The sequence below is a fragment of the Sinorhizobium sp. KGO-5 genome, assembly GCF_036245905.1.
In the GTDB taxonomy this organism is placed as follows: Bacteria; Pseudomonadota; Alphaproteobacteria; order Rhizobiales; family Rhizobiaceae; genus Sinorhizobium; species Sinorhizobium meliloti_A.
In genome coordinates this window covers 317,111-342,058 of the sequence record NZ_BDIZ01000002.1, presented here as the reverse complement: position 1 = coordinate 342,058, position 24,948 = coordinate 317,111, and the positions used below count along the sequence as shown (strand labels likewise).

The following is a 24,948-nucleotide window of genomic DNA, read 5'->3' as shown; positions in this document are numbered from 1 at the left end:
AGAGCGAAACGCTTTGCTGATGAAATCCTTACCCAAGGACATGAGATCTACATCGCCGCGCGTGACTTTCATACGGTTAAAGAACACTTCAACGTTTTGTGTTACTTCATTTTTTCTCAATCTATATAGTGATGCGGCCGGTCAGGAGACTGTAGATGCCGGCAAGGCATCCGGCCACTGCAGCTATGAAGACGAGCCATTCCCGAGGGCCGAACACCGGCTTCTTCTGTTCTCGCCTTGTGTAGACGAACAGGACCGTTCCAAGCGCGTAGAGAATGGCGGAAAGCAGCAGGAACTTCAGGCCGCCGGCATAGATCATAAATGCCGTGTAGACGGTGGCGGCACCCGCGAAGATCAGATCGCGGAACCGCTCTTTAGGTCGGATGTCATAGGTCTCGCCGCGCTTGGCGACAAGGAAGCCATAGGCTGCCACCAGCAGGTATGGAACCAGAACCATTGCGCTCGTCAGGTTTACCATCAATCGAAACGCATCTTCGGAAAACAGGGTGCTGATGAGGAAGAGCTGGATCACGCCATTGCTCAGCCAAAGAGCCGCCGCCGGAACCTTGTTGCTGTTCTCCCTGGCGAGTACGCTCGGCATGTCTCCGTTTTTGGCGGCGCAGAAGAGCACTTCGACGCAGATCAGCGACCATGCGAGATACGCTCCGAGCACGGAAACGATCAAACCGGCACTGACAAAGACGGAGCCCCATGGCCCGACGACGGATTCCAGAACGGAAGCCATCGATGGTTGGCGCATGCCCGCGATTTCGGGTCGTTCCAGGACTCCGTAGGGCAGTAGGGTTACCAGCACCATCAGTCCCAATACGACTACGAACCCCAGTGTCGTGGCCACGCCCACATCGGAGCGCTCGCGCGCGTAGCGCGAATAGACGCTGGCGCCCTCTACGCCGATGAACACAAAAACGGTGACCAGCATGGTCGCACGAATCTGCTCGAAAAGGCTCGCCTCGGGCATGTCCGCGCCGCCCCAAAAATTGGTGCGAAAGAGGTCGGTCTCGAACGCACCGAGCAGGATGACTATGAAGATCAGAATGGGCACGATCTTTGCCACGGTGACGACAGTGTTGATGGCCGCGGCCTCTCTGATCCCTTGCAAGATCATGAAGTGGAAGCCCCACAGCGCGACAGAGGAGACAAGCACGGCCGCGATCGTGTTGCCGTCGCCGAAGATCGGGAAGAAGGCGCCCAGAGTGGCCTTGATCAACACCCAGTACGACACATCGGCGATGCAGCCGACCAGCCAATAGCCGAGAGCCGAAAGGAAGCCGGCATAGTCGCCGAAGCCGGCGCTCGCATACGCGTAGACGCCTGCGTCGAGGTCCGACTTGCGTTCCGCGAGCACCCGGAACACGTGAGCCAGAGTGAAGATGCCCGCCCCTGCGACGCACCAGGCCACGATCGCACCGAACGGACCAGTCGCACTGCCGAAGGTGCGCGGCAGTGAAAATATGCCCGCTCCCACCATGGAACCGACGACGAGTGCGGACAGCGAAGCGAGCGAAAGTTTCTGAGCAGTGCTGGTCATGCGGCTCCGATTGCGTCACGGTTGCCTGATTAAAAGCACTTACTGATGAGCTGACCCTACGTGTTAGGGCCGAAAGGTTGTACCTCCTGCTTCAAAACTTCAAGCTGTAAAATCTAGGGGACCCGGCTGGAGATAGTTGTGATAATCTGCGTCTGTCGCCAGTACCCAATGATCCCGGGTGGTCTAGCGGATTAGCGGCTCGTCAGTTCCGGTCCCTTCGCGGCGGTGGATCGGCGTTGTCTCCTTTTTGCGCCTCCACAAAACGAATGATGTCGTCGACCATGCGGGCGTCCCACAGATCGTTATGGCCGGCGTCGTAGATGAGCATCTGCTTGGGCTCGGGAGCGATTTGATACAGAGCTTCGCCCGAAGACAAGGGGATGATGGTGTCATGCCGGCCGTGGATAAACAGCTTCGGTTGCCTCACCTCTGCGATTTTCAGATCTGAGCGGAAGGGATCTTTGGTGAGGAGCGCAACCGGAAAGAACGGATAGTAGGTCTGAGCGAGCGAGAGGACCGACAGGTAGGCAGACACGAGGATAGCCGCGACTGCCGGCCGTTGCCCAGCCGTATTGACTGCCACACCGCTTCCTAGCGACTGGCCCAGCACGACGATCTCGTTTCCCGAACGTTCAGCAAGCCAGTCGAAAGCGGCAATGCCATCAATCAATAAGCCATGCTCGTTCGGCGTCCCAGTTGATCCCGGATAGCCGCGATAGGAAAGCGCGAGCAAGCCGATGCCGCGTGCGGCAAGAGCCTGGGCGAAGAAGCCATAATTGCTGACCCGGTCGGCATTTCCGAGGAAGAACAACACCGACGGCTGGCCGGGCTCGCTCTGGCTATAGAGGCCATGAAGCGTTTCTCCATCGCTCGTTTGGATGTACACGTTCTGCCCCCAGCTCGCCCGCTCGGGCGCCAAACTTGCGCTTGCACCGGGGAAAAGGAGCGCGCGCTGGGACAGATACGTCACGCCGACAAGCGAGATGTATGCGAAAGCCGCCAACAGCGGCAAGATCAGCAGGAGTTTAGTGGCATTCACAGTTGATGCCCGCTTGCTCGTCCGCTCCATTGAGATCGTCGGGTTAGTATGCCCAAATGGGACCTGCCATCACAACGTTCTTGTGTCGCCGGTGAGTCTCGACCCTGCTTACGCCGGCGGATGCGTCCTGGGGAATGTAAAATTTCCTTCACTCCGACATGGAATAAGCCATTCTTGCGATCAACTGTTGGCGTGAACTGCGGAGGCGTGACATGAGTAAGTCGAAAGACGAGGTAGAACGCATCGATTGGCTCGAAGCGGAGCTTGCTGACACAATCGACGAGGATTACGAGCTCGAGCTTTCAGAGCCGGCCTTATCCGAGGAAATACGCAAGATTTACCGTAAAGCGCACCCTCCGACGCTTCCCCGCATGGACTATTTCCGCGCGCTCCTGGCGTTGCAGGCGGAGCTAATCAGGCTGCAGGACTGGGTCGTCTACCACAAGGAGAAGGTCGTCGTAATCTTCGAGGGACGCGACGCGGCTGGAAAGGGCGGCGTCATCAAGCGCATCACCCAGCGACTCAATCCGCGCATCGTGAGAACGGTGGCACTGCCGGCGCCGTCCGATCGCGAGAAGACTCAATGGTATTTCCAGCGTTATGTGCCACATCTTCCGGCCGGCGGCGAAATCGTCCTCTTCGACCGCTCCTGGTACAACCGCTGCGGCGTCGAACGCGTCATGGGCTTTGCGACCGAGGAGGAGGTCGAGCAGTTCTTCGACGACGTGCCGGAATTCGAACGCATGCTGGTGCGCTCCGGCGTTCGGCTGGTCAAATATTGGTTCTCGATCACCGACGAGGAACAACAACTGCGCTTTCTGACGCGCATCCACGACCCGCTGAAACAGTGGAAGCTCTCGCCGATGGACCTGCAATCGCGCGTGCGTTGGGAAGCCTATACCAAGGCCAAGGAAGAGACCTTCGCCCGTACCAACATTCGCGAAGCGCCATGGCACATCGTCGAGGCCAACGACAAGAAGCGGGCGCGGCTCAACTGCATCGACCATCTCTTGAAGCAAATCCCTTATGAGGATGTGCCGCACGAGGATATCACCTTGCCGGAGCGCATTTTCAATCCCAACTACGAGCGGAAGGTCCTGCCTCCGGAGCTTTATGTTCCCGCGAAATACTGACATCCCGGATATAAACGCGCGAAAACATCCGGCGAGTCGGCGGGGATGGTCGCAAACCCCGCGTGGGGAAATTCACCGCAAATTGCTCTTCGGAAACAGAACGCGATCGGGTTCTGCGTTCATTCGCGCCAGCATTTCCTTGATCAGGCGTGTTTTGGTGCGCCCCGCTTCCTTCGGCGGCACGAGATAACGCACGATGGCCTCGAGCCAGGTGTTTTCGCTGACGCGAAAATGAACCACGGGATGCTCCTTCACCTCGAGTTCGTCCACCGGCGTATTCGAGAGGATGTGCTTATAGATCTTCACCTTCTGGCTCATGATGTCGCCGACCTGCTCTTCCACGACCTCTCTCATGGTCAGCGCCACGAACTCCAGATCGCTTTCATAGGCGAGCTGGAACTTGATTTCGTTCCAGACGTACGGAAACAGCGGCCAGGAATAGTTGAAGACCGGCGTCTCGAACACGGTGGAGTTCGGAAACTTGATGATGCGTCCGCTCGGATGATCGGTCCAGAGGTACTCGCCGCCGAATTCCCACAGCGTCGTATCGAGATAGCTGACATCGATGACATCGCCATGGGCATCGCCGATACGAATTCGGTCGCCAACGCGATATGGCGCCCTGGCCAGGATATAAATCCAGGCGATGAAACTGGAGATCGGCATTTGCAGCGCAAAGCCGAGAATGAGTGAAATCAGGCCGAGCGAAACGACCGCGGCGTACCAGTTTACGAATAAGACCGAAATCGCCACGAAGACGATGGCGACCACGACGACCAATCGAAAAATACGTTTCAGGTTGAAACGCGAGACACGGTTGGGAATTCGGCCAATGAGAAAGACTTCAATTAGGTTCGCAACGGTCAGCATAATAAAAATGAGAAGGCCGCCCTTGACGTAATTCATCACGCGGAGGCGTAAGGGCGCGTCAAACCAATCCAGGCGCCAATTGATCAGGACTTGGACGCCAAAAAGCAGCAAGGCAGCGGCCGCGAAGCCAACCGTCCACCAGACGTCTTCCTTGCGAAGGCTGAAGCGAAATTTTTCCTCGGGCCTTTTCGCCTTCTGTTGCATGGTTTTTGGATCAGCGGTCTGTTGCGCGACCCGTTCGAGCCGGGAAAGGTTCTCCTGTTCCTTGTCGCGTCGTTCCATGGGTTCACCCCGGTGTCGCCATCCCCGTCCACACAGTCTAAGGCAGCGAGCAACCCATTATATCATCATTGAACGCCGAAGTGGGCACCATCCATGTTCAGCACTGGCCGAGCCGATGGCTGCAGTCCGCAATGACACGCAAGCTGCCATCGAAGGCGGCAAGGTTGGAGCTATTCGCAGGCCGATCCCGAACGTTGGAAATGACTCGCGTTCTCTGGGGACCGGGCGTTAACTGAGTTATCGTGACAGAGGAGGCTGACATGGCCATGTATCTCACGCGCTTCAGCTACACGCCCGAGACGTGGGCGCGAATGATCGAAAACCCGGAAGATCGCCGTGAGGCGGCACGTTCGTATATCGAATCCGTCGGCGGAAAGCTCCATGGGTTCTGGTACGCCTTTGGCGAGCATGACGGTTGGAATCTGTGGGAGGCGCCCGATAACGTATCGATGGCGGCCGTCTCCCTTGCCATCGGCGCAGGAGGCGCGCTCAGCTCTATCGAAACCACTGTCCTCCTCAGCGTCGAGGATACGATGGAAGCCCTTGGAAAGGCAAAGTCGATTGGTTATCGTCCCCCTGGAGCCTAGGCGTGGTGCACTCTTCCCACCCATATTGAAGGTGAGTGGCGCTTCGTGACTTCTCCGTTCGCCGTCCGAGTTCTCGTTGAAGTGCCGCCAGTTCCACGGCGTTGATGCACGGCAGCATGCTTAGTGCCTGACAGGAGATTGCCATGCCCTCCATGCTGAAAAGCATCAGCCTAGCTGTTTTGCTTTTGTCGTACACACTGACTGCCAACGCTGCTTCGCTCGTCATTTCTCCGACCTCGGTCGAGCGTGTTGCACCGGATCGAGCGGCGGTTTTGCATCTTAGAAACCAGGTGAGCCGCCCGGTCGACATCGAGGTGCGGGTACTTCGTTGGAGTAAGGAAGGCGGAGTAGAACAACTGAAGCCGACCAACGATGTCGTTGCAAGCCCGCCATCAGCACGGCTGCCGCCGCACGGCAACCGCATCGTCAGTGTGGTACGCGTCAGCAAGGAGCCGCTACGCTTGGAGGAGAGCTACCGGGTGTTGATCGACGAGTTGCCCGATCCAAAGGGGAGTAGGTCGGGCGCCGAAAGCGTGGCCGTGCAACACGTTCTGCCAGTCCTTTTCCGCACTCCGGACCCTTCGGCGTCGGAAGTTGATTGGAGTCTGGCACGGTCGCGCGGCTGGCTCATGCTCGTGGTTGAAAATAATGGGGCCAGGAGGCTCAGGCTGTCTGATGTGAAGCTGATGCAGGGCGGGGAAGTCATCGCCCGACGTGACGGGTTTGTCGGATACGTGCTGCCGGGCCTGACGAGGCAATGGCGAGTCGGCACGGAGGACAGTTATTCGGGCGGCCTTGTGACGCTTTCAGCGAAAAGCAACGGCAGCGCGATCGATGCACAGCTTGGCGTCAGCGGTCGCTAGGAACTTGATTCGAGCTTGTTCATCTCGATGCGCGGCAGCGGTCAAGGACGAGCCGCGAGGCTCACGGTAACCGGTCTGGGCTGAGGATGAGCTGCGGAAAAGCAGTTCTGAAACCACGTCCGAAGTGCTGCGATGTCATTGCGCTGTTCCAGCCCCAGGGCGCAGGCAAAATGATAGGCGTCGCCGGCAAGTGTTTGCGAGAATGGGGCTTCCAGCAAACCAGCAGCAAGTGCATCGGCGACAAGGACTCGACTGGCGATGACCACGCCCTGGCCGGCAATGGCCGCCTGGACGGCCAGCATGCTATCGGGAAATCGGGGGCCGGCACTGGTATCGAGGTCGGCGATGCCGGTCTGTTCACACCAGCGATTCCAATCGGGTTTCGGCGTCGGGCGACTTCGCCCGTCGATGTGGATCAGCGTGACGCGCCGCAGGTCCTCAAGTTGCGACAGACCGAGTCCTGGGCTGCAAACCGGCGTCATCACATCGCTGCAAAGTTGCGTGCTGGCTGCGCCGGCGAATGGACCACGCCCGTAACGTATCGCGGTCTCGATGCCCCCGGCGCGCAAGTCCTCGATCGTGTTCGACGTGTGCAGCCGCAGGTCGATCGTCGGAAGGGCTTGGCGCAGCGCATCCATTCGCGGCACCAGCCAGTGACTCAGAAATGCTGTCGTCGACGTCAGGGTGACTGTTGTCGGCGCCGATTCTGCCAGCAGTCGTGCGACGGCCCGTTCGATTTCGCCAAAACCGGAGGCCGTCGCCTCGTAAAGCGTCTTACCCGGCGGCGTCAGCGTCACGGCTCTGGGCGTCCGGTCCAGTACGCGCAGGCCCATATAAGCTTCGAGCTGTTTGACCTGATGGCTGATTGCCGTAGGCGTGACCAAAAGCTCTTCGGCTGCGGCCTTGAAGCTGGCGCGGCGCGCGGCGGCTTCAAAGGCGCGAAGTGCGGACAAGGGAGGCAGGCGCAAACGTTGCATGCTGAATCCAGTTCATCTTAGAGCTGAGAATTTCGATTTTTATCCTTCAATAAGAAAAAGCTACAGTGATGAACGCTACGCTACACTAAATCTAGCTCATTCAAGTCGGGGTACAAAATGGTTGAATTGGTCGCAGGTCTCATCGATGTATTTGCGGATGTGCCGCTGTCGGGCAATCCGCTGGCCGTGGTACAGGACGCCGACGACCTGACCGACGACCAGATGCGACGGATCGCACGCGAATTCAATCAAGCCGAGACCACATTCCTCATGCGGAGCACACGGGCGGACTGGAAGTTGCGATCGTTCACTGCGAGCGGTGCAGAGGTGTTCGGTGCGGGTCACAATGCCCTTGGGGCGTGGCTCTGGCTCGGGGAGAATGGCGATCTCGGTTCGCTGACCGCGGCCCGGACCTTTCAGCAGCAGATCGGCAGAGATGTTCTGCCGATCGAGCTCGAGTCGGTCGGCGGTCGCATCCATGGCCGCATGCGCCAGATGCCCTTGAGCCTGTCGGACCCGCTCGAAGACGTCGCACCTCTGGCTGACGCTCTCGGCCTGGATCCCGGAGACATTTTGCCCGACCCTCCTGCACGTCCGGCCTATACCGGAGCCACGCACCTTATGGTGCGCGTTCTGAATGCGGATTCCGTAGACAGAGCGCGGCCGATCGCCGACAAATTGCTCGCCGTTCTCGAGAAGACGCCTGCGGAGGGCTGCTATATCTATGCACTCGATACCGATGCGCCGGATACGGCTTACGCTCGGTTTTTCAATCCCTCCGTTGGTCTCTGGGAGGATGCTGCGACGGGAACCGCGGCTGGCCCGCTGGCGGCCTATCTTGCCGCCACGGGAAACCTTACGAACGACGAACTGGTCATCGAGCAGGGCACCAAAATGGGCCGCCGGAGCATTCTGCGAATCCGGCTTGCTCCCGTGCCGGAACTCTCCGGCGCCGGGGTCGTCGTGGTCAAAGGAGTGATCCGGCTTTAGGGCACTTCCAGGAAAAGTGTGCAGCGGTTTCCCGGACACGGCGAAGCGCCATCGACAGAGCGCCTCCGTGTTTCAATGAAACAGGGAGGCGCTCTGAACCTGCCGGAAGTCTGCCGTCAAAGCACGGATACGTTTTCCGCCTTCGACTTTCCGGTCTTGCGATCTTGACCGACCTCGTAGCTGACCTTGTCACCCTCTTTCAGCGAACCGCCGTGCTGCAAGGCAGACACGTGAACGAAGACGTCCGTTCCGCCATCCTCAGGCGTGATGAAGCCAAATCCCTTGTCGTCGTTGAAAAATTTAACAGTACCTGTAGGCATGATAGTCCCTCCTAGCTCGCGCACTTTTGGCTCGCGTGCCGAACCTACAGCGCGAACGCTTTCCGATCAACGTCAGCAGCCGTTCTGATCGTTTTCACATGTGACTACATCACGGAATGGAGAAAAATCCCGCGGAGGTAGACGTGATGGGGCCCTGCGAGCGTCGGCGAAGTTGCGGGTTACCGTTACTTTGCCGCTCAAGGGCCGGAGCGGTGCGCAAGGCTCGCACGGCTGGCTGGGCCTTGTTCCGTCGGAAACAGCGCCGATACGAGAAGCGATGCTAAGAATAGGGAATGTCACCGACTAGGAGCCCGGGCAGAAACGCCAGTACGCGTTGGCGATCGGCCTTTGACATCCTGTCCTAGTAGCCACGAACTACAGCTTGCGGGACACAACGCGATTGCGGGTGCAGTCCGGGTCTTGTCGGCTACTCGAAGTAGGCAATCAGCTCAGGTGCAGAACTCGCTTGAAAAAGGAGTGTTCGTGCGATGGCCAGCAGCGCTGACAACAGTTTGTTTCGCTTCACGCATCTTCGTGCCGCGAAAAGTCGACTCCGACACCCTCAGTCCGGCGAGTCGCCGACAACATGGGCGCCGACCATCCACACGCCTGCGCCGACCTCCGTACGGCCAAAGCCACCCATCGGTTTGCCGACGTTCGATCCGGTACGCGAGTCCAGAGATCTGGTGAGCGCCAAGCGCGAATTCGAAAAGCTCGATCCGCTCCGCGATCTCAATCTGTCGGTTGACCGCGGTCTGTTCACGTTGCAGGCCAGTGCCATCGATCGTCTGTCTCCAAGGACGAAGTCGACGCTGGAAAAGCTCGGTCTGTCTTCGGCGGGCACCCACATCGGCGAGCTTGTCGCCGCGATCGATGGCGCGCTGACGCCGCCTCAACCGACGGATCTGCCCGGAGATCCGCCTGCCCCGAGTCCCGGTCCTGCCGAACTGCGCGCGGTCGGTGTAGCCGATCTGCTGGTGGTGAAGCAGCAAATCAAACGTTACGAAGCCGGCGAAATCGCGCACATCGAAAACGTTCTCAACGGCGAATCCAAGCTCCGTACGCACCGCCAGCTCAACCGAACCGAAGAGGTGATCAGCGCGCTCAAGGAACAGGAGCACGAAAAGGAGACGGAGCTGCAGACCACCGAGCGCTTCGAGCTCAATCGTGAAACCACGCGGACACAGAAGGCCGATCAGAAGGTCGGCTTCGGGCTCTCACTCTCCGGCAAGTACGGCCCGACGGTCGAGTTCGAAAGCAAGCTCGATGTCAGTAATCAGACCAGCGAGGAAAATGGCCTTAAGAATTCCGTCACCTATGCCAAAGACGTCGTCGAGCGCTCCAAGGAACGCATTGTCGAGCGCGTTCGCGAAGAACGGCGACTCACCATCCTGCGCGAGGTCGAAGAAGTCAACGAGCATCGCCTCACCAATGAGAGCGGCGAGCATAGTGCCGGCATCTATCAGTTCGTCGACAAGATCTATGAGTCGCAGGTGTTCAACTATGGCCTGCGCCAGATGTTCGACTTCATGATTCCAGAGCCTGCGTCGTACCTGTGGCACCTCGAGCAGATGCCGCAGCCAGATCCGGAGTTGCCGATTCCGCCGATCAGATTGGAGGTCGAAGCACCGGACGCGAGCCACATCGATGAGGGCAACTATCTGCGCCTTGGCGCCCGTTACGGCACAAGGGGACTCAAGGCGCCACCGCCGATTTTTCTCGTGAGGAGTGCGAGCGTCACCCAAGGCATGGGCAACGACTCAGAGGAGGATCAGCCTCGCAGCCGCAATCAAATCGAGGTCCAGATTCCAAAGGGCTATCGGCCCGTCTGGGCGTTGACGACGGTAATGGGGGTCACGGACGAGGACCCTCACTTCTCGCTCAGTGTCGGCAACGAGCACGATTACTGGCGTCCGGCTGCACAAGGCGAGCGGATCGATGTTGAAGAAGGCGACCTTCGCTTCTATCGGCCCAACGCCAACCGGGTAACGCTGTTCCCGAGCGACGGCGGAATTTACGCCGACGACGACAAGCTATACATCCACATTTTCGCGCACGAGACCGCGAACTACAGCGTGCACACCAAAGTCACCTTCCAGCGCAAGTCTGAGGCGCTGCGCGAATGGGCCACGTCGACCTACGACATGATCGCCGAGGCGTACTCCAATGTCTTGCTTGGGTATCAGCAAGAAGTCGAGACACTGAAACAGAAGAATGAAGCGGAAAAGGGCCTCGCATTCGAGTTCGGGAATCCCCCGTCCGTCAACGAACGAATTATCCGGACGGAGTTGAAGAAGCATTGCCTCGCGTTTATCCGCAACGAACACGCCGGCTTGTTGAGCACCGCGCACACCACTGGCGGCTCGGTATACCCTCCACTCTTCCACATCGAGGATGCCAAAGCCGACGGAGCGATGGTTCGCTTCTTTGAGCACGCCTTCGAGTGGGATCAGATCCAATACGTGTTCTACCCCTATTTCTGGGCACGACCGGGGGGATGGGCCGACCGATTCCGCGCACGGAACATGGATCCCGAGCTCGAGGAGTTCCTGAAGGCAGGCTATGCGCGCGTCGTCGTGCCGGTGCGAGTCGGGTTCGAAGCGGCTGTTTCCTATTTCATGCAAAAGGGCGACGTGTGGAACGATGAGGGCGAGCCGACGATCGATCATCCCCTCTACAAGCCGATTGTCGATGAAATCAAAGAGCGCACGGGAGGCAACCTCGGCGAAGTGCCGGTCGGCGATCCATGGGAAACGCGGCTGCCGACGACTGCCGTCCTGGTGCGCAAGGGTCACACACTGCCCGAATGGGAACGCGTTTCGCCGACTGAGTGGAACTGGAAGCCCAAGGTCTAGAGTTCAAGGCAACGACTGCAGTGTGCGGAAGGCGCGATTATGGTGAAGGGCTCGAGCGCCATCACTTTCTACAGGGAGGTGGACGACGCGATTGCGAGAAATCCTCCGAACGTGGGCGATCTCGTCGTCCTTAAAAAGCTGTGCGAAGCCGTCGAGGCCGACGACAAGTCGGCTGTCGCGCGATTAACGCGGGAGCTCGTCAATCTGTCCGGTGTCGAGGATCCTCTACATGCGATCTCTTACGAGCTTTTTCACGCGGTAATGGCCCGCATCCTCCTGAGTGGATGGTTCGAAGAGCTCGATCTCCTCATCAATTGGCCCCAAACCCGGTTTGGCACTAAGAACGAGCGAGTCGCGGATAACTGGAACGGCATCGTCACGATCGTGAAGGAGCAGCCTCGATCAGTGGGGCTCTTGACTGAACAGAATCGCGAGAAGGAGTGGCAGCGAAGTTTGAACGGCCTCGACGGTGCGATGCGACACTTCGCCAAGGTAGACTTGCCCCCGGCCGCCAGGATGGGTGCGCCGCCAGAAGGCCTCACCCTCTACGAGAGGATTCTCCCTGAGCAACTGCTGGAGACGATAGAGCAGTTCTATCGCATCTTGCAGATACTTTTCCAGCAGATGCTCGAACTCGCAGTGGTGAAACTGGAGAGAGATAATAATGACGCGGCCGGGCTGCGCAAGTTGCAAGATCTTCAACTGTCGCTGTGGATTCTTCTCAGTCCAAAGGACATTCAGAACGACGTGAAAATCAAGACAGTGCTTGATGAGCAGAAGGTTCAGAACAACCGCCGCACCATGATTCTCAACAAGATGATACGCGTGGCCGAATTCCGCTATGGACGTAGCGGCGCAAGGCCCCACCGCTTCCTGGACGCGTTTCCACCGCACGACTCTCGCAGCGTGATCTTCAATTCACTGGACCGTGAAGATAGGGAGGAGCCGTACGTCCGAGGCGAAAGGATCGGCAGCATCCAGGTGTCGAGGGATCGTCAACTTGCTTACTTCCTGGTTACTTACGGACACACATGGGATCCGAACCAGCGTCTGACGCAGGCGCACTTGTTTCGCCGCGCGCTGATCAAAGGTCGACATGGCGGGAGGCTCAGGCTCGTGGAAAACGACGAGTTGATCGCGTTCTTGTATAGCTTCTTCGCAGAGACACTCGCTGAGTTCACGCGCCAAGCCCCGACGGCAGTGGACAAGAGCAAGGCAGGCGTCAATGCTTGGCGTGCGACCGTCGACATGGCCAGCGTGTATTTCGGGCAAGTAACGACTCACTCCAGACTGAATCTGACTGAAGGTCCGCCGAACTATCTGACACATACGTTCCCGCGGAACCTCATCGGCCGATTGCTTCAGGACTGCGGTGTTCATGCTGTGAGATCAGCTTACATTTTGTTGTCAGTCTTGAATCGGATCAACGGGGTACATGCGGAGCTTGCCGGTCCGATTCGTGCGCGTTGGGTGCGTCTGCCGCTTCACGTCGGAATGCTGATTCAAACCGGCAATTTCGGGGTCGTCGTACAACATAACGAGTACGCCTCGGTGACCGACAACGATGAATTGAGCAGCATCAGGACTGCGTGGGAGCGGCAGCCTCACGAGAGCGACCCCTCGGATCCCAACGATGCTACGCTCAAGTTCCACGAGGATCTCACGGCAAATGGTTTCAGCAGCGATCTCGATATGCCGATCAGCTCGATTCCGATCCTTGAGGCTGGAGAGCCTGTTACGACGCACACCATCTGGAACTCGTATCAAAAGAAGGTTGTACCGTCACAACTGTTCACGCGTCTGGTTGGTGCGAGCAACGCTCCGCAGTACCAGTTCGACGTTCGCTACTTACGGCTCTCAGAGCTGGAGCGTGAGTGGTACAACAGGCATGTGCTCCGGTTCTGGAACACGGAGTGCTTCGCCATTTGGGAGAGCTGGGCGAGCGTTCTGACCAGTACCAAGATCAGTGACAAAGAATACGAAAAGCACAAGCAGGCATATATGAAGGGGCTGAACGAAGCATTGGATAGAGTTGAAGACAGCTACGAGCAGCAGATTCGACCCAAGAAGGACGAACTGAGCGACGCCCTTCGCGCCGACAGCAGGCTCCTGCTGCCAAGAGTGCGCATCGTCTCGGCGGCGCGCCTGGAAACCGTTTTGCCGGCGGTCGAGAAAGTCGTGGATCATTTAAACGAGATCTCGCAGCCGGGTTTCAGGCTCAAGCCGGATTTCGCTCCGCCTTTCGCGAGGAAGGAGGAAGTGCTTTTAGAGGTGCCATAGGGCGGGTGCGCGGCACCCCGCCAACTCAGTTCGAGGTCAAATGCCTTGCCTGGCTTAATCATGCCGGCGGGGAGCCGATCCACAGTCGTGCCTCCGCAACGCCGGCAGGTCCTGTTACTCAATGCAAGCCATCTCGCTCGATTCCAGCGACCTTGGATCAAAGCCGCCCGTCCTGGAAATTGATACTTGTCAACGGCTGCGATTCGGGGAAATCTCCGCCGGCTTCCCGGAGGACGACCATGGCCGAGACTAGTCACACGCCTGAGCAGGCAAGCCGCCGTGAGTGGGTTGGCCTGTGCGTCCTGTCGATCGCATGCCTGATCTATTCGATGGACCTGTCGGTGCTGTTCCTCGCGGTGCCGGCGATCGTCGCGGACCTCGATCCTTCCGCATCGCAACTGCTCTGGATAAACGACATCTATGGCTTCATGGTCGCGGGCTTTCTCGTGACCATGGGAACGCTGGGAGATCGAATCGGGCGGCGACGGGTATTGCTGATGGGCGCTTTTGCTTTCGGCGTCGCATCGGCCTTCGCGGCTTTTGCAAACACGCCGGAGCAACTCATTCTGGCAAGGGCTCTGCTTGGCATCGCGGGTGCGACGATCGCGCCCTCCACTCTGTCGCTGATCGTCAATCTCTTCAAAAACGAGGCGGAGCGAAACAGGGCGATCAGCATCTGGGGCACGGCCTTTGCGCTGGGCGGCCTCGTTGGCCCCCTCATCGGCGGAATTCTGCTACAGTATTTCCACTGGGGATCGGTATTTCTCATCAACATACCAGTCATGCTCTTGCTTCTGGCCGTCGCCCCGTTTCTGCTGCCGGAATACAGGAACAATGATGCCGGCCGACTGGATCTGTTGAGTGTCGTGCTTTCGCTCGCCACGGTTCTGCCGATCATCTACGGCTTCAAGCATATGGCTGCCGACGGTTTCCAGCTTGCCCAGGTCGTCTATATCGGACTGGGGCTTCTGGTCGGCCTCCTGTTTGTGAGGCGCCAGCGGCGCCTCAGCGACCCATTGGTCGACCTCGCACTCTTCCGGGTGCCAGCCTTCACGGCCTCGCTGATGGTAAACCTCGCCGGTGTCTTCTTCGTCTTCGGCGTCTTCCTGTTTCAGAACCTCTTCCTGCAGCTTGTGCTCGGTCTGTCGCCATTGAAGGCTGCGCTCTGGTCCGCGCCATCGGCCTTCGTCTTCGCAGTCATGTCTTTTCAGGCCTACCGTTTCACCAACCGCTTCGGACCCGTCAGAACCGTGCTTGGCGGGCTTTTGATCAATGCGGCGGGAGCTGCTGCTATGGCTGTCGCCGCCTACGCCGAGAGCTTGATCGGGATCCTTGGCTCCAGCATGATCATCGGCTTCGGCTTCGTTCCTGTCGTCCTGACCACGACCGGCTTGATCGTGGGAACTGCACCGCCCGAACGGGCAGGCTCGGCTTCGGCCATATCGGAAACGAGCGCAGAATTTGGAGGCGCACTGGGAATCGCGGTGCTCGGCAGCTTGGCGACCCTGGTCTATCGTATGGCGATGAACCGCGCCGACCTGAGCGGCCTCGATCCCGTGCAAGCCGAGGCCGTTTCTGCTACCCTTGCCGGCGCAGTCGAGACAGCTCGGTCGATGCCGGGTTCAACGTCAGCCGTCTGGCTTGAGACTGCGAAAAGCGGCTTCTCACTTGGTTTCTCCATATGTTGCGTCGTCGCAACGGTGACGCTCCTTCTTCTCGCGATCGTCGCCCGGCGGGTATATGCCAGCGCACAGATCGATGAGAGCACATTGGCCTCTCATTAGGTCCCGATGATTTAGGAATGGCGAGGATGCGGTCTCGCCCAAACCTTTTGGCCTCGGCGGCGTTTATCCTCCTCAATCGAAGGAGGCATCAATGAAATCCGAAACCGGGCAGAAACAGCGCGACATCCAGAAGCAGGTTGAAGAGGCCGACAAGAAGGAAAAAGCGAAGGCCTCAGGAGCCATGCAGGCGGGCGCTCGCCGTTATCCGGAGCCGCCATTTCCGAAGGTGCATCAGGACAAGCCGGGCTCAGAGGCTGATCTTCCCGTCGCGCCAATGTACGATGCCCCGTTTTACAAGGGTTCAGACAAGCTGAAGGACAAGGTGGCGCTGATCACGGGGGGTGACTCCGGCATCGGTCGGTCGGTGGCGGTCCTCTTTGCCCGTGAAGGGGCGGACGTCGCCATCGTGCATCTCGACGAATCTCAGGACGCAGACGAAACAAAGGCTGCTGTGGAACAGGAGGGGCGAAAGTGCCTTGTGATCAAAGGCGACGTCAAGGATGCGAGCTTCTGCCGAAAGGCAGTGGAAAAAACGGTCATGCAGCTTGGACGCCTCGACATCCTCGTCAACAACGCCGCCTTCCAGGTCCACACGCGTGACATCGAGGATCTGACCGACGAACACTTCGACGAAACGCTGAAGACGAACCTCTATGGCTACTTCTACATGGCAAAGGCCGCTATTCCGCATTTGAAGAACGGCTCGGCGATCATCAACACCGGGTCCGTCACGGGCCTTACCGGCTCGAAGGAGCTGCTGGACTACTCCATGACCAAGGGTGGAATTCATGCCTTCACCCGCGCTCTTTCGGGACATCTCGTTCCCAAAGGGATCCGCGTGAACGCCGTCGCGCCCGGCCCGGTCTGGACGCCTCTCAATCCATCGGACAAAGAGGCTGAAGATGTGGAGAAGTTCGGCTCCCAAACGCCGATGAAGCGTGCGGCGCAGCCAGAGGAAATTGCTCCGGCCTACGTCTTTCTCGCCTCGCCGCAAATGTCGAGCTACATCACCGGCGAGATTCTTCCGATCGTCGGCGGTTACTGATCTCGCCCTGCAATTCCAGCGCTGCGGTCGCCGCCAAATCTCTTCTATACGCTGCCGTATTGACGTGGCCGCGGCGGCATAGTATACGCTACCGTATACTGAATATGGATCAGCACCATGAGAACGGATGCAGGAGTCAATCGCCTTCAAGATGGACGCGCCGGCCGTAATGCACTTCTCATGGCATCCGCCCTCAATGCAGTTGCCGCCATTTACCACATCATTGGCGGGACGCCCGAGGTGATGTACCCCGTCTACTCGGCCAATCTGCCACCCGCCTCGGCCGGTGTGCTCGACATCTTGTGGTACCAGATGGCGGCGCTGATAGCGGGCGGTGCCGTGGCCACGTTGGTGGCGGCATTCCGTAGCGACTGGCGCTGGCCGGTAGCCTGGATAATCGGAGGCCATTTCCTGGTGGTCTCGGGTATTTGCCTGTTCTTCACCTTTGTCTGGTTCGGGAACCCATGGGGCCTTATTCAATGGGCGATCTTCGGCCCCGTAGGCCTCATCCTATTTTGGGCGGCCGCCCGGCCGGCGGAAACCGGAGCCGGCGCTCCAACCCTTTGAAACGACGCCCTTCCGGGCGGAAAAGCGTTACACACCTTCCTGGATGTGCCCTAGCTTCGGCAGACGGGACGAAGCGTGAGGCGGGTCGAATGGCAGATAGACGAGATGGTCCAACAAAGGCCGATTGGGTCGCAGCCGGATTATCTGCTCTGACAGCCGGAGGCATTGAGGCGGTCAGGGTGGAGCGTTTGGCCGTGATTCTTGGCGTGAGCAAAGGCCCGTTCTACTGGCGCTTCAAGAATAGAGGTGAGCTTCTCCAGGCGATCATAGAGTTTTGGAAGCGTGACTTCACCGCCAATCTAATCGAACAGACAAGTCACTTCGATACACCGCGTGAACGCTTGGAGGCGTTGGCAGAACTCGCCGTCGTATCGACGTCTGGTGCTTTGGACGTCGCGAAAACAGAGTGCGCGCTTCGGGCGTGGGCGGCACGGGACCCCTTGCCGAGGGCGGCAGTGCGGGAGGTGGACGCGATGCGCACAAAACACCTCACGGAGGAGTTCAAACTTCTTGGTGCGCCGCACCCACTGGCGGAACAACTTGCAAAAGCCATCTACCTGGCACTCTTGGGGCTTTATACGGTTCGCCAATACACGCCAGAGCTCGCCGACGAGCAATCATTTCTGACCGGCGTGAGGATCGCGCTCGACGCTGCACAGATACAGTCTCATTCGACCGACGTCAGCGCGGCGGAAAAACAGGCTTGAGCCAGACATGTAAACATAATTTTCCTTCTCTGACCGCCAAATCGCCTTCTGGTCGTCGACCGAGATAGCTCAGGCAGTTGCGGGCCAGCCCGACATGGTGATCCGCGATCAAAGGTCTACGGGCCACGCCCTTGTCTCTTCCAGCGGGTAGCCCGTCTCAAGAAGGGATTTGACGCTGGCGAAGAGATGAGGCCATCCCTTTGACATAGCAGCGATAGCAACGGAGTTTTCCACTTCGGATTCTTGGATGACCGTCAGCTTTACCGACGTGCCGATCTCTTCGAGGACGTAGCTAACCTTGGAATGCCCCTCCTGGCGGAGCTCCTCATGAAGTTCGTCGCGCCAGGAAATCACAAGCTTGTTCGGCCGATCCGCCTCAAGGACCTCTCCCGAATCTGCTGTCCGCCCATCCGGAGCAACCAGCCGCCAAGGAGAGCCCCGCGACCAGTCGCTTTCTTGCCAAGTGCCCGCCCAATACTGCCTGGTAACCTCCCTGGCAGTAAGGGCTTGCCAAAGAACGTCGGGGCTGCAGCGGATGTAGGTGGAATATGTGAAACGTTCTTTCATGGCCCGGTTCCTTTCGGTGGTATTCAGCGAGAGCCGGAAGTCGTCACGCCTCAGAACCGAGCGCCCTTTCCATTTCACGCTGAGCTTCGGCGTGAAGGGCCCAAAAATCAGGGATGCTTATTCCAGCGAGCCGTTTCTCAAGAACTGCAAGATGCGCGTGCCAGCCGCCACCGAAGTCGAGCGCGTCCTTAGAGCCACGAAGGCCGGTGTGGGTCAGGACTAGGCGCGTTGTTCCGCTGTCAATCTCGGTCAGCTCGAACGTGACTTCCCCCGCCTTGCCGTCCTCCCATGTGAAGGCCAGGAGCCGAGGTGGTTCATAGCGAATAATGCGTTCCTGCCAACGATGGCCAACATATGGCTTGTACCGGTCCGGCGTAGGAACGACCTCGTCCGAGAGACGGTCGTGATCCATCGTCAGCCCGAAGGCGCCGCCAACCTGCAGGTCCGTTGGACCCGACATGAACCAGCGCGCGCGCAGGTCTGGATCAACGAGGTACTGCCAAACGGTAGCGGCAGGTGCCGCCAGGATTCGTTCAAAGCGAAGCATGTCGGGCGAGATCTTGTCTGCAGTCATTGATTCTGCTCCTCCTTCAGGGCCTGTTCAAGCGCGTCCAGGCGAACGTTCCAGAACCGCTCCCACTGGGCGAGCCAGTCGTTCGCCTCTTTCAGATTTCCGGCGTTTAGCCGGCACATATTCTGGCGGCCAACCTTGCGCCGTTCGATGAGGCCGGCCCGCGTCAAGATCGCGACATGTTTTGCCGCGCCGGCGAGCGTCATCTGGTAGGGCCGGGCGAGTTCGCTGATAGGCTTCTCACCAGATGCCAAAGCGGCAAGCATTCCCCTCCGGGTGGGATCCGCAAGGGCAGCGAACGTCAGAGTCAGCTTTTCGTCAACCATATGGTTTAGTATTGCTGAAATAGGGTAATGTCAACCGATTGGTTGAGTATCACAGGTTCGCATCTTCGCGGAAAACAGTTCCTTCGACAGGAAAGGCCGTTCGACGGTCTGCCGCAGGCGGCACCGATAGTCGGCCGAAAATCTCGAGGAAAACCGGTAACGGGTATCGCTCTAAGGCACCTGGGAGCCCGCCACGGCGACATAAAGTGAATAAAGCGAGCGGGTTGCCGCAATGAACAGGCGATTGCGCCTTGGTCCGCCGAATGTGAGATTGGCGACCGTCTGCGGAACCAAGATCTTGCCGATCAGCTTGCCGGCAGGATCGAAACAGTGCACTCCATCTCCGGCGCTCGACCAAACGTTTCCGTTAGCGTCCGTCCGGATGCCGTCCGGGATTCCTTTGTCGATGACGCAGAAGACGCGTCCGTTCGCGAGCCGTCCGCCGTTGGTCAAGTCGAAGGCGCGTATGTGCCGAGGGAGGCGGTCATCGTGGCTTGCCGATGAATCCGCCACGTAGAGGGTCTTTTCGTCGGGCGAGAAGGCGAGGCCGTTCGGCTGGATGAAGTCCGTCACGACTGCGGAAAGCTCGCCGGTCTCCGGATCGAGCCGGTAGACGTTGCGCGTCGGCTGCTCCGGGTCTGCGCGATAGCCTTCATAGTCGGACATGATGCCGTAGGTGGGATCGGTGAACCAGATCGTGCCGTCCGACTTGACCACCACATCGTTCGGCGAATTGAGCCGCCTGCCTTCGAAACGATCGGCGAGCACGGTGATCGAGCCGTCCACCTCGGTGCGCGTGACGCGGCGCGTGCCGTGCTCGCAGGAGATGAGCCGTCCCTGCCTGTCGCGTGTATGGCCGTTGGTAAAATTGGACGGCTCACGATAGACGGAAACGCCGCCCTCCGGCGTCCATCGCAGAATGCGCTGATTGGGAATGTCGCTCCACAGGAGTTGGTTCGCATCGTTGAACCAGACGGGACCTTCCGCCCAGCGGCAGCCGGAATGGAGCTCGTCGAGACCGGCGCTGGTCACGATCATCTGCCGGAAGCGCGGGTCGTGGATTTCGTAGATGGAGGCCTCGGCCATGACAGTCTTTCCGTTTATCGCATGCCCCGGCGACCGCCGGCGAGCATGATGACGCTGATGATGATGAGGCCGGTCATGATGAGGCGAATGCCTGCGCCGAGCCCATAGGTGTTGAGCATGGAGACCACGAGGAACATGAAGAGCGACGCGCCCCAGATGCCGGGTACGTTGGAATCGCCGCCGGCGACCGCTGTGCCGCCGATCACGACGACGGCAATCGACATCAGAAGATATTCCGCGCCCATGTTGAGCGCCGCACCGCCGGAGAAGCAAGCAAGCAGATAGCCGCTGATCGAAGCGAGCACGGCGCAGAACAGGTAGGTGACGAAGCGCGTTCCGTCGACCGGTATGCCTGCCATGCGCGCGGCCGGCATGCTCTGTCCGATCGCCGAGATCCAACGGCCGTAGATCGTCTTCTCAAGCAGGATCCAGGCGAGGACGGAGATCAGGAAAGCGACGATTGCCACGTTCGGCACGCCGAGCGTACTCGTGGTGGTGAATTCCGCAAGCACGCTCGGGGGCTTGATCCGAAGACCGCGGTTCGTCCAGATCGCGCCGGACTGGACGATGAAGCTCATGGAGAGCGTTGCGATAATCGGCGGGATGCGCAGCGCCTTGATAAGCGTGTAGTTGCAAAGACCGACGCCAAGACCAATGAAAACGGCAAGGAGAAGGCCGGGCAGGATCATGCCGTTTTCGACATTCATCAACTTCAGTGCCACCGTACCGGCGAGCGTCATGGTGGCGGGAACCGAGAGATCGATGTTTCCGGGGCCGAGGGTGATGACGAACATCTGCCCGATGCCGACGATCACCGAGAAGGCCGCAAAGGTAAGCGCTGCCTGCGACAGTCCGAGCGTGCCGGCGCCGCCCGTCACCATGATCGTCAGGAACCAGACGACGAAGGCAGCAAGCCACGACCAGACCCAGGGTTTGCCGAACTGGCGGACGAGCGCGTTCATCGGCGTTTCTCCCGCTTCTCGAAGCGGTTCAGCATCAGGCGGAGCGCGAGCACGATGATCAGAATCGCGCCCTGGGCGCCAATCTGCCAGTCCGGGGAGATGCGCAGGAAGGAGAGGAACGAGCCGGCAAGCGTCAGCGTCAGCGCCCCGATGACGGCGCCGACGGGAGAGACGCGGCCGCCGATGAATTCGCCGCCCCCGAGGATGACGCCGGCGATCGACAGCAGCGTGTAGCGCAGCGCGATGTTGGCATCGGCCGAGGTGGTCAAGCCGACGAGGGCGATGCCTGCCAGGACCGCAAAGAGGCCAGCGAGGGCGTAGGCGGTCGCGCGCGCCGCGACGATCGACCAGCCGGCGCGCTCCACCGAGCGCTGGTTGCCGCCGACGCCACGGATCAGAACGCCGAGCGAGGACCGCTTGACGATGAAATGCGCAATGACGGCGATGATGATGCTGGCGACGATCGCCATCGGGGCCAGGGGCGGCTTGACGGTCATCAGCCACCGCACCCAGTCGGGCGCCTGCCCCCCCGGCGCCGGCAGCAACAGCACCGCAAGCCCGCCCCAGACGAAGCTCATGCCGAGGGTGACGACAATGGACGGCAGGTTTCGTAAATGGATGACGACGCCGATCGCCGCATAGGCTGCGACCGCGCCGGCGAGGATCAGGATGCCTATTGCCGGCGTGTCCCGCAGGAAAGTCGCGGCCACGCAGGCGACGAAGCTCACGAAGGCGCCCATCGAGAGATCGAGATCGTTTACCGCCATCACGAGCATTTGCGCGATCGTCGCGAGCGCGATCGGCACGGCCAGGTTGAACAGCAGGTTTAGGCCGATATAGCTCATGGCGCGTGGTTGAAGCCAGAATACCGCAGCCAGCAGCAGCGACAGCGATAGAGCGGGAATGACAAGGCGAATGGCCTCGGAGGACAGGCGAAACGTCATGCGGCTCCCTCGAAGGAGGCGGAGATAATGTTTGTCTCGTTGACGGCATCGCCGCCGAGTTCGGCCGTGATGCGGCCCTCGCGGAACACACAGACCCGGTCGCAGAGGCAAACCTCGTCCATTTCCGTCGAATACCAGATGAAGGTGCGGCCGCGCGCCGCCTCCTCGCGGATGATCGCGTAGACTTCCTGCTTGGTACCGACGTCCACGCCGCGCATCGGATCGTCCATCAGGACGATCGATGCGCGCGTGGCGAGTGCGCGGGCGAAGAGCACCTTCTGCTGGTTGCCGCCGGAAAGCGACAGGATGGGTTTGTCCAAATCGGGCGTGCGGATTTCGATCCGTTCTTTCCAGGTCGTTCCCCTCGTCTTTTCGGCGGCCTCGAGGACGAGGCCGCGGCGGGACATGTCACTGAGTGAGGCGATGGAGAAGTTTCGCAGGATGCTCCACAGTTCGAAAACCCCGTTGAGGCGGCGGTCGCCGGCGACGAAGGTGACGAGCGGATTGCGCTGCGGCAGCCAGTTGCCGGACCGGGCGGCATGCAGCGCGAGGAGGAGCTCGGTCTGTCCGTGGCCAGCCAGGCCAGCGAGGCCGATGATCTCGCCAGTGCGCGCCGTGAAGGGAATACCCGCTGCCGGATGGGACAGAACGACCGGCGCCGCGGATTGGTCGCGCACCGGACGCTGTCGGGTTTCCGCCTTCGTGACACTCCCCATTGCCTCCACCAGGCCGTGATGGTCGAAGCGGTGCGCCGGACGTTCGGCGACGACGCGGCCGTCCTTCATGACGACGATACGGTCGGCGGTTTCGAGGATCTCGTGCAGGATATGCGAGATGAAGATGACGGATCCGCCACCGGCGATGAAGCGGCGGACATGGTCGAGCATCTGACGGGCGAGGCTTGCATCGAGCGACGATGTCGGTTCGTCCAGGATCACCAGCCGCGGGGGAGTGCCGGCATCGGAAAAGGCTAGAGCGATTTCGACCATCTGCCGTTCGGCGATCGAAAGATCTCCCACGGTCCGGCCGCTGTCGATGCCATGGCCGGGGAAGACGGCGTCGAGGCTCTTCTCGATGATCTTCGCAGCCCGCGAACGCCAGCCGAAACCGCCGAGAGCGCGATGTACAAGACGGGTGTTCTCGACGATGGAGAGGTTGGGGCAGAGGGACAGCTCCTGAAAGACGCAACGCACGCCCCGGTCGCGGGCGGCATTGATGCCGTAGCGTTCCTGCCGCTCGCCGTCACTCGTGACGGTTCCCTGGTGTGGCGTAAGGCCGCCATTGATCACGCTGACGATCGTGGACTTGCCGGCCCCGTTATGTCCGACGAGCCCAACGCATTCGCCGGGCATGACACGAAGCGTGACGCCGTCGAGCGCCTTGACTGCGCCGAAGCTTACTTTGGCGCCGTCGACCGCAATGATCGCCTTCGCTACGTCGTCCATACTGCTCGCCATCATCTGCTCAACAAGACTGCCGCGCGGTCATCTACGGCCGCGCGGCAGCCCCCGGGAGATTTACTTTGCCGACTCGATGACCTTGATCGCGTCTTCCTGCGTGTACTCCACATTGGCGACGCCACCGGCCTGGGTATTGGCGAGGTTCGCTTCGAGATTGTCCTGATCTATGCGCAGGAAGGGAACGACGAGGTCCTTCTTGACCTCCTTGCCGTCTAGGATTTGCTGGGCGACCCAGAAGGCAAGGGTGGAGACGCCGGGCGCGATCGAGACCGACATGGTTTCATAGCCGTTCGCATCCTTCTGCTCCTTCCACCACTTCAGTTCATCCTCGCGATTGCCCATCACGATGATCGGCATCTTCCGGTCGGTCGCGGCGATCGCCTGCGCGGCACCGTACCCATCTCCGCCCTGCGTCACCACGCCGGCAATTTCAGGCAGGCTCGGCAGGATGCCGGCAACGGCCTTCTGCGCAACGTCCTGCGCCCAGTCTCCGTGCACGGAGCCGGCGATCTTGAACTGTGGGAACTGCTTGACGCCCTCATGGATGCCGGCCGAGATCTCGTCGTCGACGAATACGCCGGCAAGGCCGCGGATCTCGAGCAGATTGCCGCCGTCCGGAAGTTTGTTCGAAAGATACTCGACCTGACTGCGGCCCATTTCCTTGAAATCGACGGCGATGCGCCAGGCGCAGGGTTCCGTCACGATGCCGTCGAAGGAGACGACGGTAATGCCGGCATCGCAGGCCTCCTTGACCGCGCCGTTCAGCGCCGTCGGTGAGGCGGCGTTCAGCACAATCGCGTCGTAGCCCTGCAGGATCATGTTCTGGATTTGCGCGGCCTGTTCCGTTGCCTGGTTCTCGGCAGTGGTGAAGGCGTCGGCCGAAGCGACGACGCCGGCCTTTACGGCTTCCCCCGTCACCTTTTCCCAGCTCGTCAGCATGGCCTGGCGCCACGAATTGCCGGCATAATTGTTCGAAAGGGCGATCTTCTTGGCCGAGGTCTCGGCAAATGCGGAAGCCGGCATCGCGGCGCAAGCGATCGCGGCGGATGCCAGAAGCATCTTACGGATGGTCATGTCTCTCTCCCTCATGATCGCCTGGCAGGCGATCGCTTCACCCGCCCGGCCAATCGGGGTCGAGTGAGATTGTTCTTGCACTGAGCTTCCTCCTCTCAGTAAGGGCAGGA

The 24,948-nt window shown here is 59.8% G+C and carries 23 protein-coding genes; 10 read left to right on the top strand and 13 right to left on the bottom strand.

Translation table 11 applies throughout. From position 1 onward, the window contains the following. Positions 1-121: 121 nt before the first annotated feature. Positions 122-1,549 (bottom strand): basic amino acid/polyamine antiporter, encoded by a 1,428-nt coding sequence (locus BHD07_RS10815; protein WP_338279880.1) that lies wholly within the window; start codon positions 1,547-1,549, stop codon positions 122-124. Between the two features lie 202 nt (positions 1,550-1,751). Then, entirely contained in the window at positions 1,752-2,588 is an 837-nt protein-coding gene (locus BHD07_RS10810) for an alpha/beta hydrolase (RefSeq protein WP_338280907.1), read from the bottom strand. Positions 2,589-2,800: 212 nt separating this feature from the next. Here BHD07_RS10810 and ppk2 point away from each other — a divergent pair, with 212 nt between their 5' ends. Continuing rightward, positions 2,801-3,721: a polyphosphate kinase 2 gene (gene ppk2 / locus BHD07_RS10805; protein WP_018096460.1), complete on the top strand. Its 921-nt coding sequence runs from the start codon at positions 2,801-2,803 to the stop codon at positions 3,719-3,721. Positions 3,722-3,793: 72 nt separating this feature from the next. Here ppk2 and BHD07_RS10800 read toward each other — a convergent pair whose 3' ends face one another. Beyond that, a complete protein-coding gene (locus tag BHD07_RS10800) occupies positions 3,794-4,873 on the bottom strand; it encodes a mechanosensitive ion channel family protein (RefSeq protein WP_018096459.1) in 1,080 nt (359 codons plus the stop codon). Positions 4,874-5,133: 260 nt separating this feature from the next. Here BHD07_RS10800 and BHD07_RS10795 point away from each other — a divergent pair, with 260 nt between their 5' ends. Both BHD07_RS10795 and BHD07_RS10790 read left to right on the top strand, forming a co-directional pair. Next, positions 5,134-5,460, top strand: a complete 327-nt coding sequence (locus BHD07_RS10795; protein ID WP_338279877.1) for a GYD domain-containing protein — start codon at positions 5,134-5,136, stop codon at positions 5,458-5,460. 143 nt (positions 5,461-5,603) lie between these two features. Next, the gene (locus tag BHD07_RS10790) at positions 5,604-6,323 is read left to right on the top strand and encodes a fimbrial biogenesis chaperone (RefSeq protein WP_338279875.1); all 720 of its coding nucleotides are present in this window, start codon (positions 5,604-5,606) and stop codon (positions 6,321-6,323) included. A 41-nt stretch (positions 6,324-6,364) separates the two neighbouring features. Here BHD07_RS10790 and BHD07_RS10785 read toward each other — a convergent pair whose 3' ends face one another. Next, positions 6,365-7,300, bottom strand: coding sequence for a LysR substrate-binding domain-containing protein (locus BHD07_RS10785; protein WP_338279873.1), 936 nt, complete (start codon positions 7,298-7,300; stop codon positions 6,365-6,367). Positions 7,301-7,417: 117 nt separating this feature from the next. On the opposite strand from BHD07_RS10785, the gene BHD07_RS10780 reads away from it, so the two are divergent. Next, positions 7,418-8,290 carry a PhzF family phenazine biosynthesis protein gene (locus BHD07_RS10780; protein WP_338279871.1) on the top strand — a complete coding sequence of 291 codons (873 nt, stop codon included), beginning with the start codon at positions 7,418-7,420 and terminating at the stop codon, positions 8,288-8,290. Positions 8,291-8,406: 116 nt separating this feature from the next. Here BHD07_RS10780 and BHD07_RS10775 read toward each other — a convergent pair whose 3' ends face one another. Beyond that, positions 8,407-8,610: a cold-shock protein gene (locus tag BHD07_RS10775; protein WP_018096455.1), complete on the bottom strand. Its 204-nt coding sequence runs from the start codon at positions 8,608-8,610 to the stop codon at positions 8,407-8,409. A gap of 488 nt (positions 8,611-9,098) precedes the next feature. Here BHD07_RS10775 and BHD07_RS10770 point away from each other — a divergent pair, with 488 nt between their 5' ends. The 6 genes from BHD07_RS10770 to BHD07_RS10745 all read left to right on the top strand — a co-directional run bounded on the left by BHD07_RS10770 (position 9,099) and on the right by BHD07_RS10745 (position 17,848). Continuing rightward, positions 9,099-11,465, top strand: a complete 2,367-nt coding sequence (locus BHD07_RS10770) for a hypothetical protein (RefSeq protein ID WP_338279869.1) — start codon at positions 9,099-9,101, stop codon at positions 11,463-11,465. Positions 11,466-11,504: 39 nt separating this feature from the next. Then, a complete protein-coding gene (locus BHD07_RS10765) occupies positions 11,505-13,745 on the top strand; it encodes a hypothetical protein (RefSeq protein WP_338279867.1) in 2,241 nt (746 codons plus the stop codon). A gap of 239 nt (positions 13,746-13,984) precedes the next feature. After that, entirely contained in the window at positions 13,985-15,529 is a 1,545-nt protein-coding gene (locus BHD07_RS10760; protein ID WP_338279864.1) for an MFS transporter, read from the top strand. Between the two features lie 91 nt (positions 15,530-15,620). Next, entirely contained in the window at positions 15,621-16,574 is a 954-nt protein-coding gene (locus BHD07_RS10755; protein WP_338279862.1) for an SDR family oxidoreductase, read from the top strand. A 117-nt stretch (positions 16,575-16,691) separates the two neighbouring features. Beyond that, the gene (locus BHD07_RS10750) at positions 16,692-17,141 is read left to right on the top strand and encodes a hypothetical protein (RefSeq protein WP_338279860.1); all 450 of its coding nucleotides are present in this window, start codon (positions 16,692-16,694) and stop codon (positions 17,139-17,141) included. A gap of 89 nt (positions 17,142-17,230) precedes the next feature. Then, positions 17,231-17,848: a TetR/AcrR family transcriptional regulator gene (locus tag BHD07_RS10745; RefSeq protein ID WP_338279858.1), complete on the top strand. Its 618-nt coding sequence runs from the start codon at positions 17,231-17,233 to the stop codon at positions 17,846-17,848. 108 nt (positions 17,849-17,956) lie between these two features. Here BHD07_RS10745 and BHD07_RS10740 read toward each other — a convergent pair whose 3' ends face one another. From BHD07_RS10740 to BHD07_RS10705, 8 genes are all read right to left on the bottom strand, one after another. Beyond that, positions 17,957-18,415 carry an SRPBCC family protein gene (locus BHD07_RS10740; RefSeq protein WP_338279856.1) on the bottom strand — a complete coding sequence of 153 codons (459 nt, stop codon included), beginning with the start codon at positions 18,413-18,415 and terminating at the stop codon, positions 17,957-17,959. 43 nt (positions 18,416-18,458) lie between these two features. Next, positions 18,459-18,989, bottom strand: a complete 531-nt coding sequence (locus tag BHD07_RS10735) for an SRPBCC family protein (protein WP_324764727.1) — start codon at positions 18,987-18,989, stop codon at positions 18,459-18,461. After that, positions 18,986-19,312: an ArsR/SmtB family transcription factor gene (locus BHD07_RS10730; RefSeq protein WP_100673531.1), complete on the bottom strand. Its 327-nt coding sequence runs from the start codon at positions 19,310-19,312 to the stop codon at positions 18,986-18,988. Before BHD07_RS10730 ends, BHD07_RS10735 begins: the two co-directional genes overlap by 4 nt. Before the next feature lie 171 nt (positions 19,313-19,483). Next, positions 19,484-20,398, bottom strand: a complete 915-nt coding sequence (locus BHD07_RS10725) for an SMP-30/gluconolactonase/LRE family protein (protein ID WP_275598189.1) — start codon at positions 20,396-20,398, stop codon at positions 19,484-19,486. Between the two features lie 14 nt (positions 20,399-20,412). Continuing rightward, a complete protein-coding gene (locus BHD07_RS10720; protein WP_018096450.1) occupies positions 20,413-21,360 on the bottom strand; it encodes an ABC transporter permease in 948 nt (315 codons plus the stop codon). After that, positions 21,357-22,304 (bottom strand): ABC transporter permease, encoded by a 948-nt coding sequence (locus BHD07_RS10715; protein WP_338279851.1) that lies wholly within the window; start codon positions 22,302-22,304, stop codon positions 21,357-21,359. Before BHD07_RS10715 ends, BHD07_RS10720 begins: the two co-directional genes overlap by 4 nt. After that, positions 22,301-23,749 (bottom strand): sugar ABC transporter ATP-binding protein, encoded by a 1,449-nt coding sequence (locus tag BHD07_RS10710; RefSeq protein WP_338279848.1) that lies wholly within the window; start codon positions 23,747-23,749, stop codon positions 22,301-22,303. The genes BHD07_RS10715 and BHD07_RS10710 overlap by 4 nt, the downstream gene beginning before the upstream one ends. Before the next feature lie 72 nt (positions 23,750-23,821). After that, positions 23,822-24,838 (bottom strand): ABC transporter substrate-binding protein, encoded by a 1,017-nt coding sequence (locus BHD07_RS10705; RefSeq protein ID WP_026168754.1) that lies wholly within the window; start codon positions 24,836-24,838, stop codon positions 23,822-23,824. Positions 24,839-24,948: the final 110 nt, after the last annotated feature.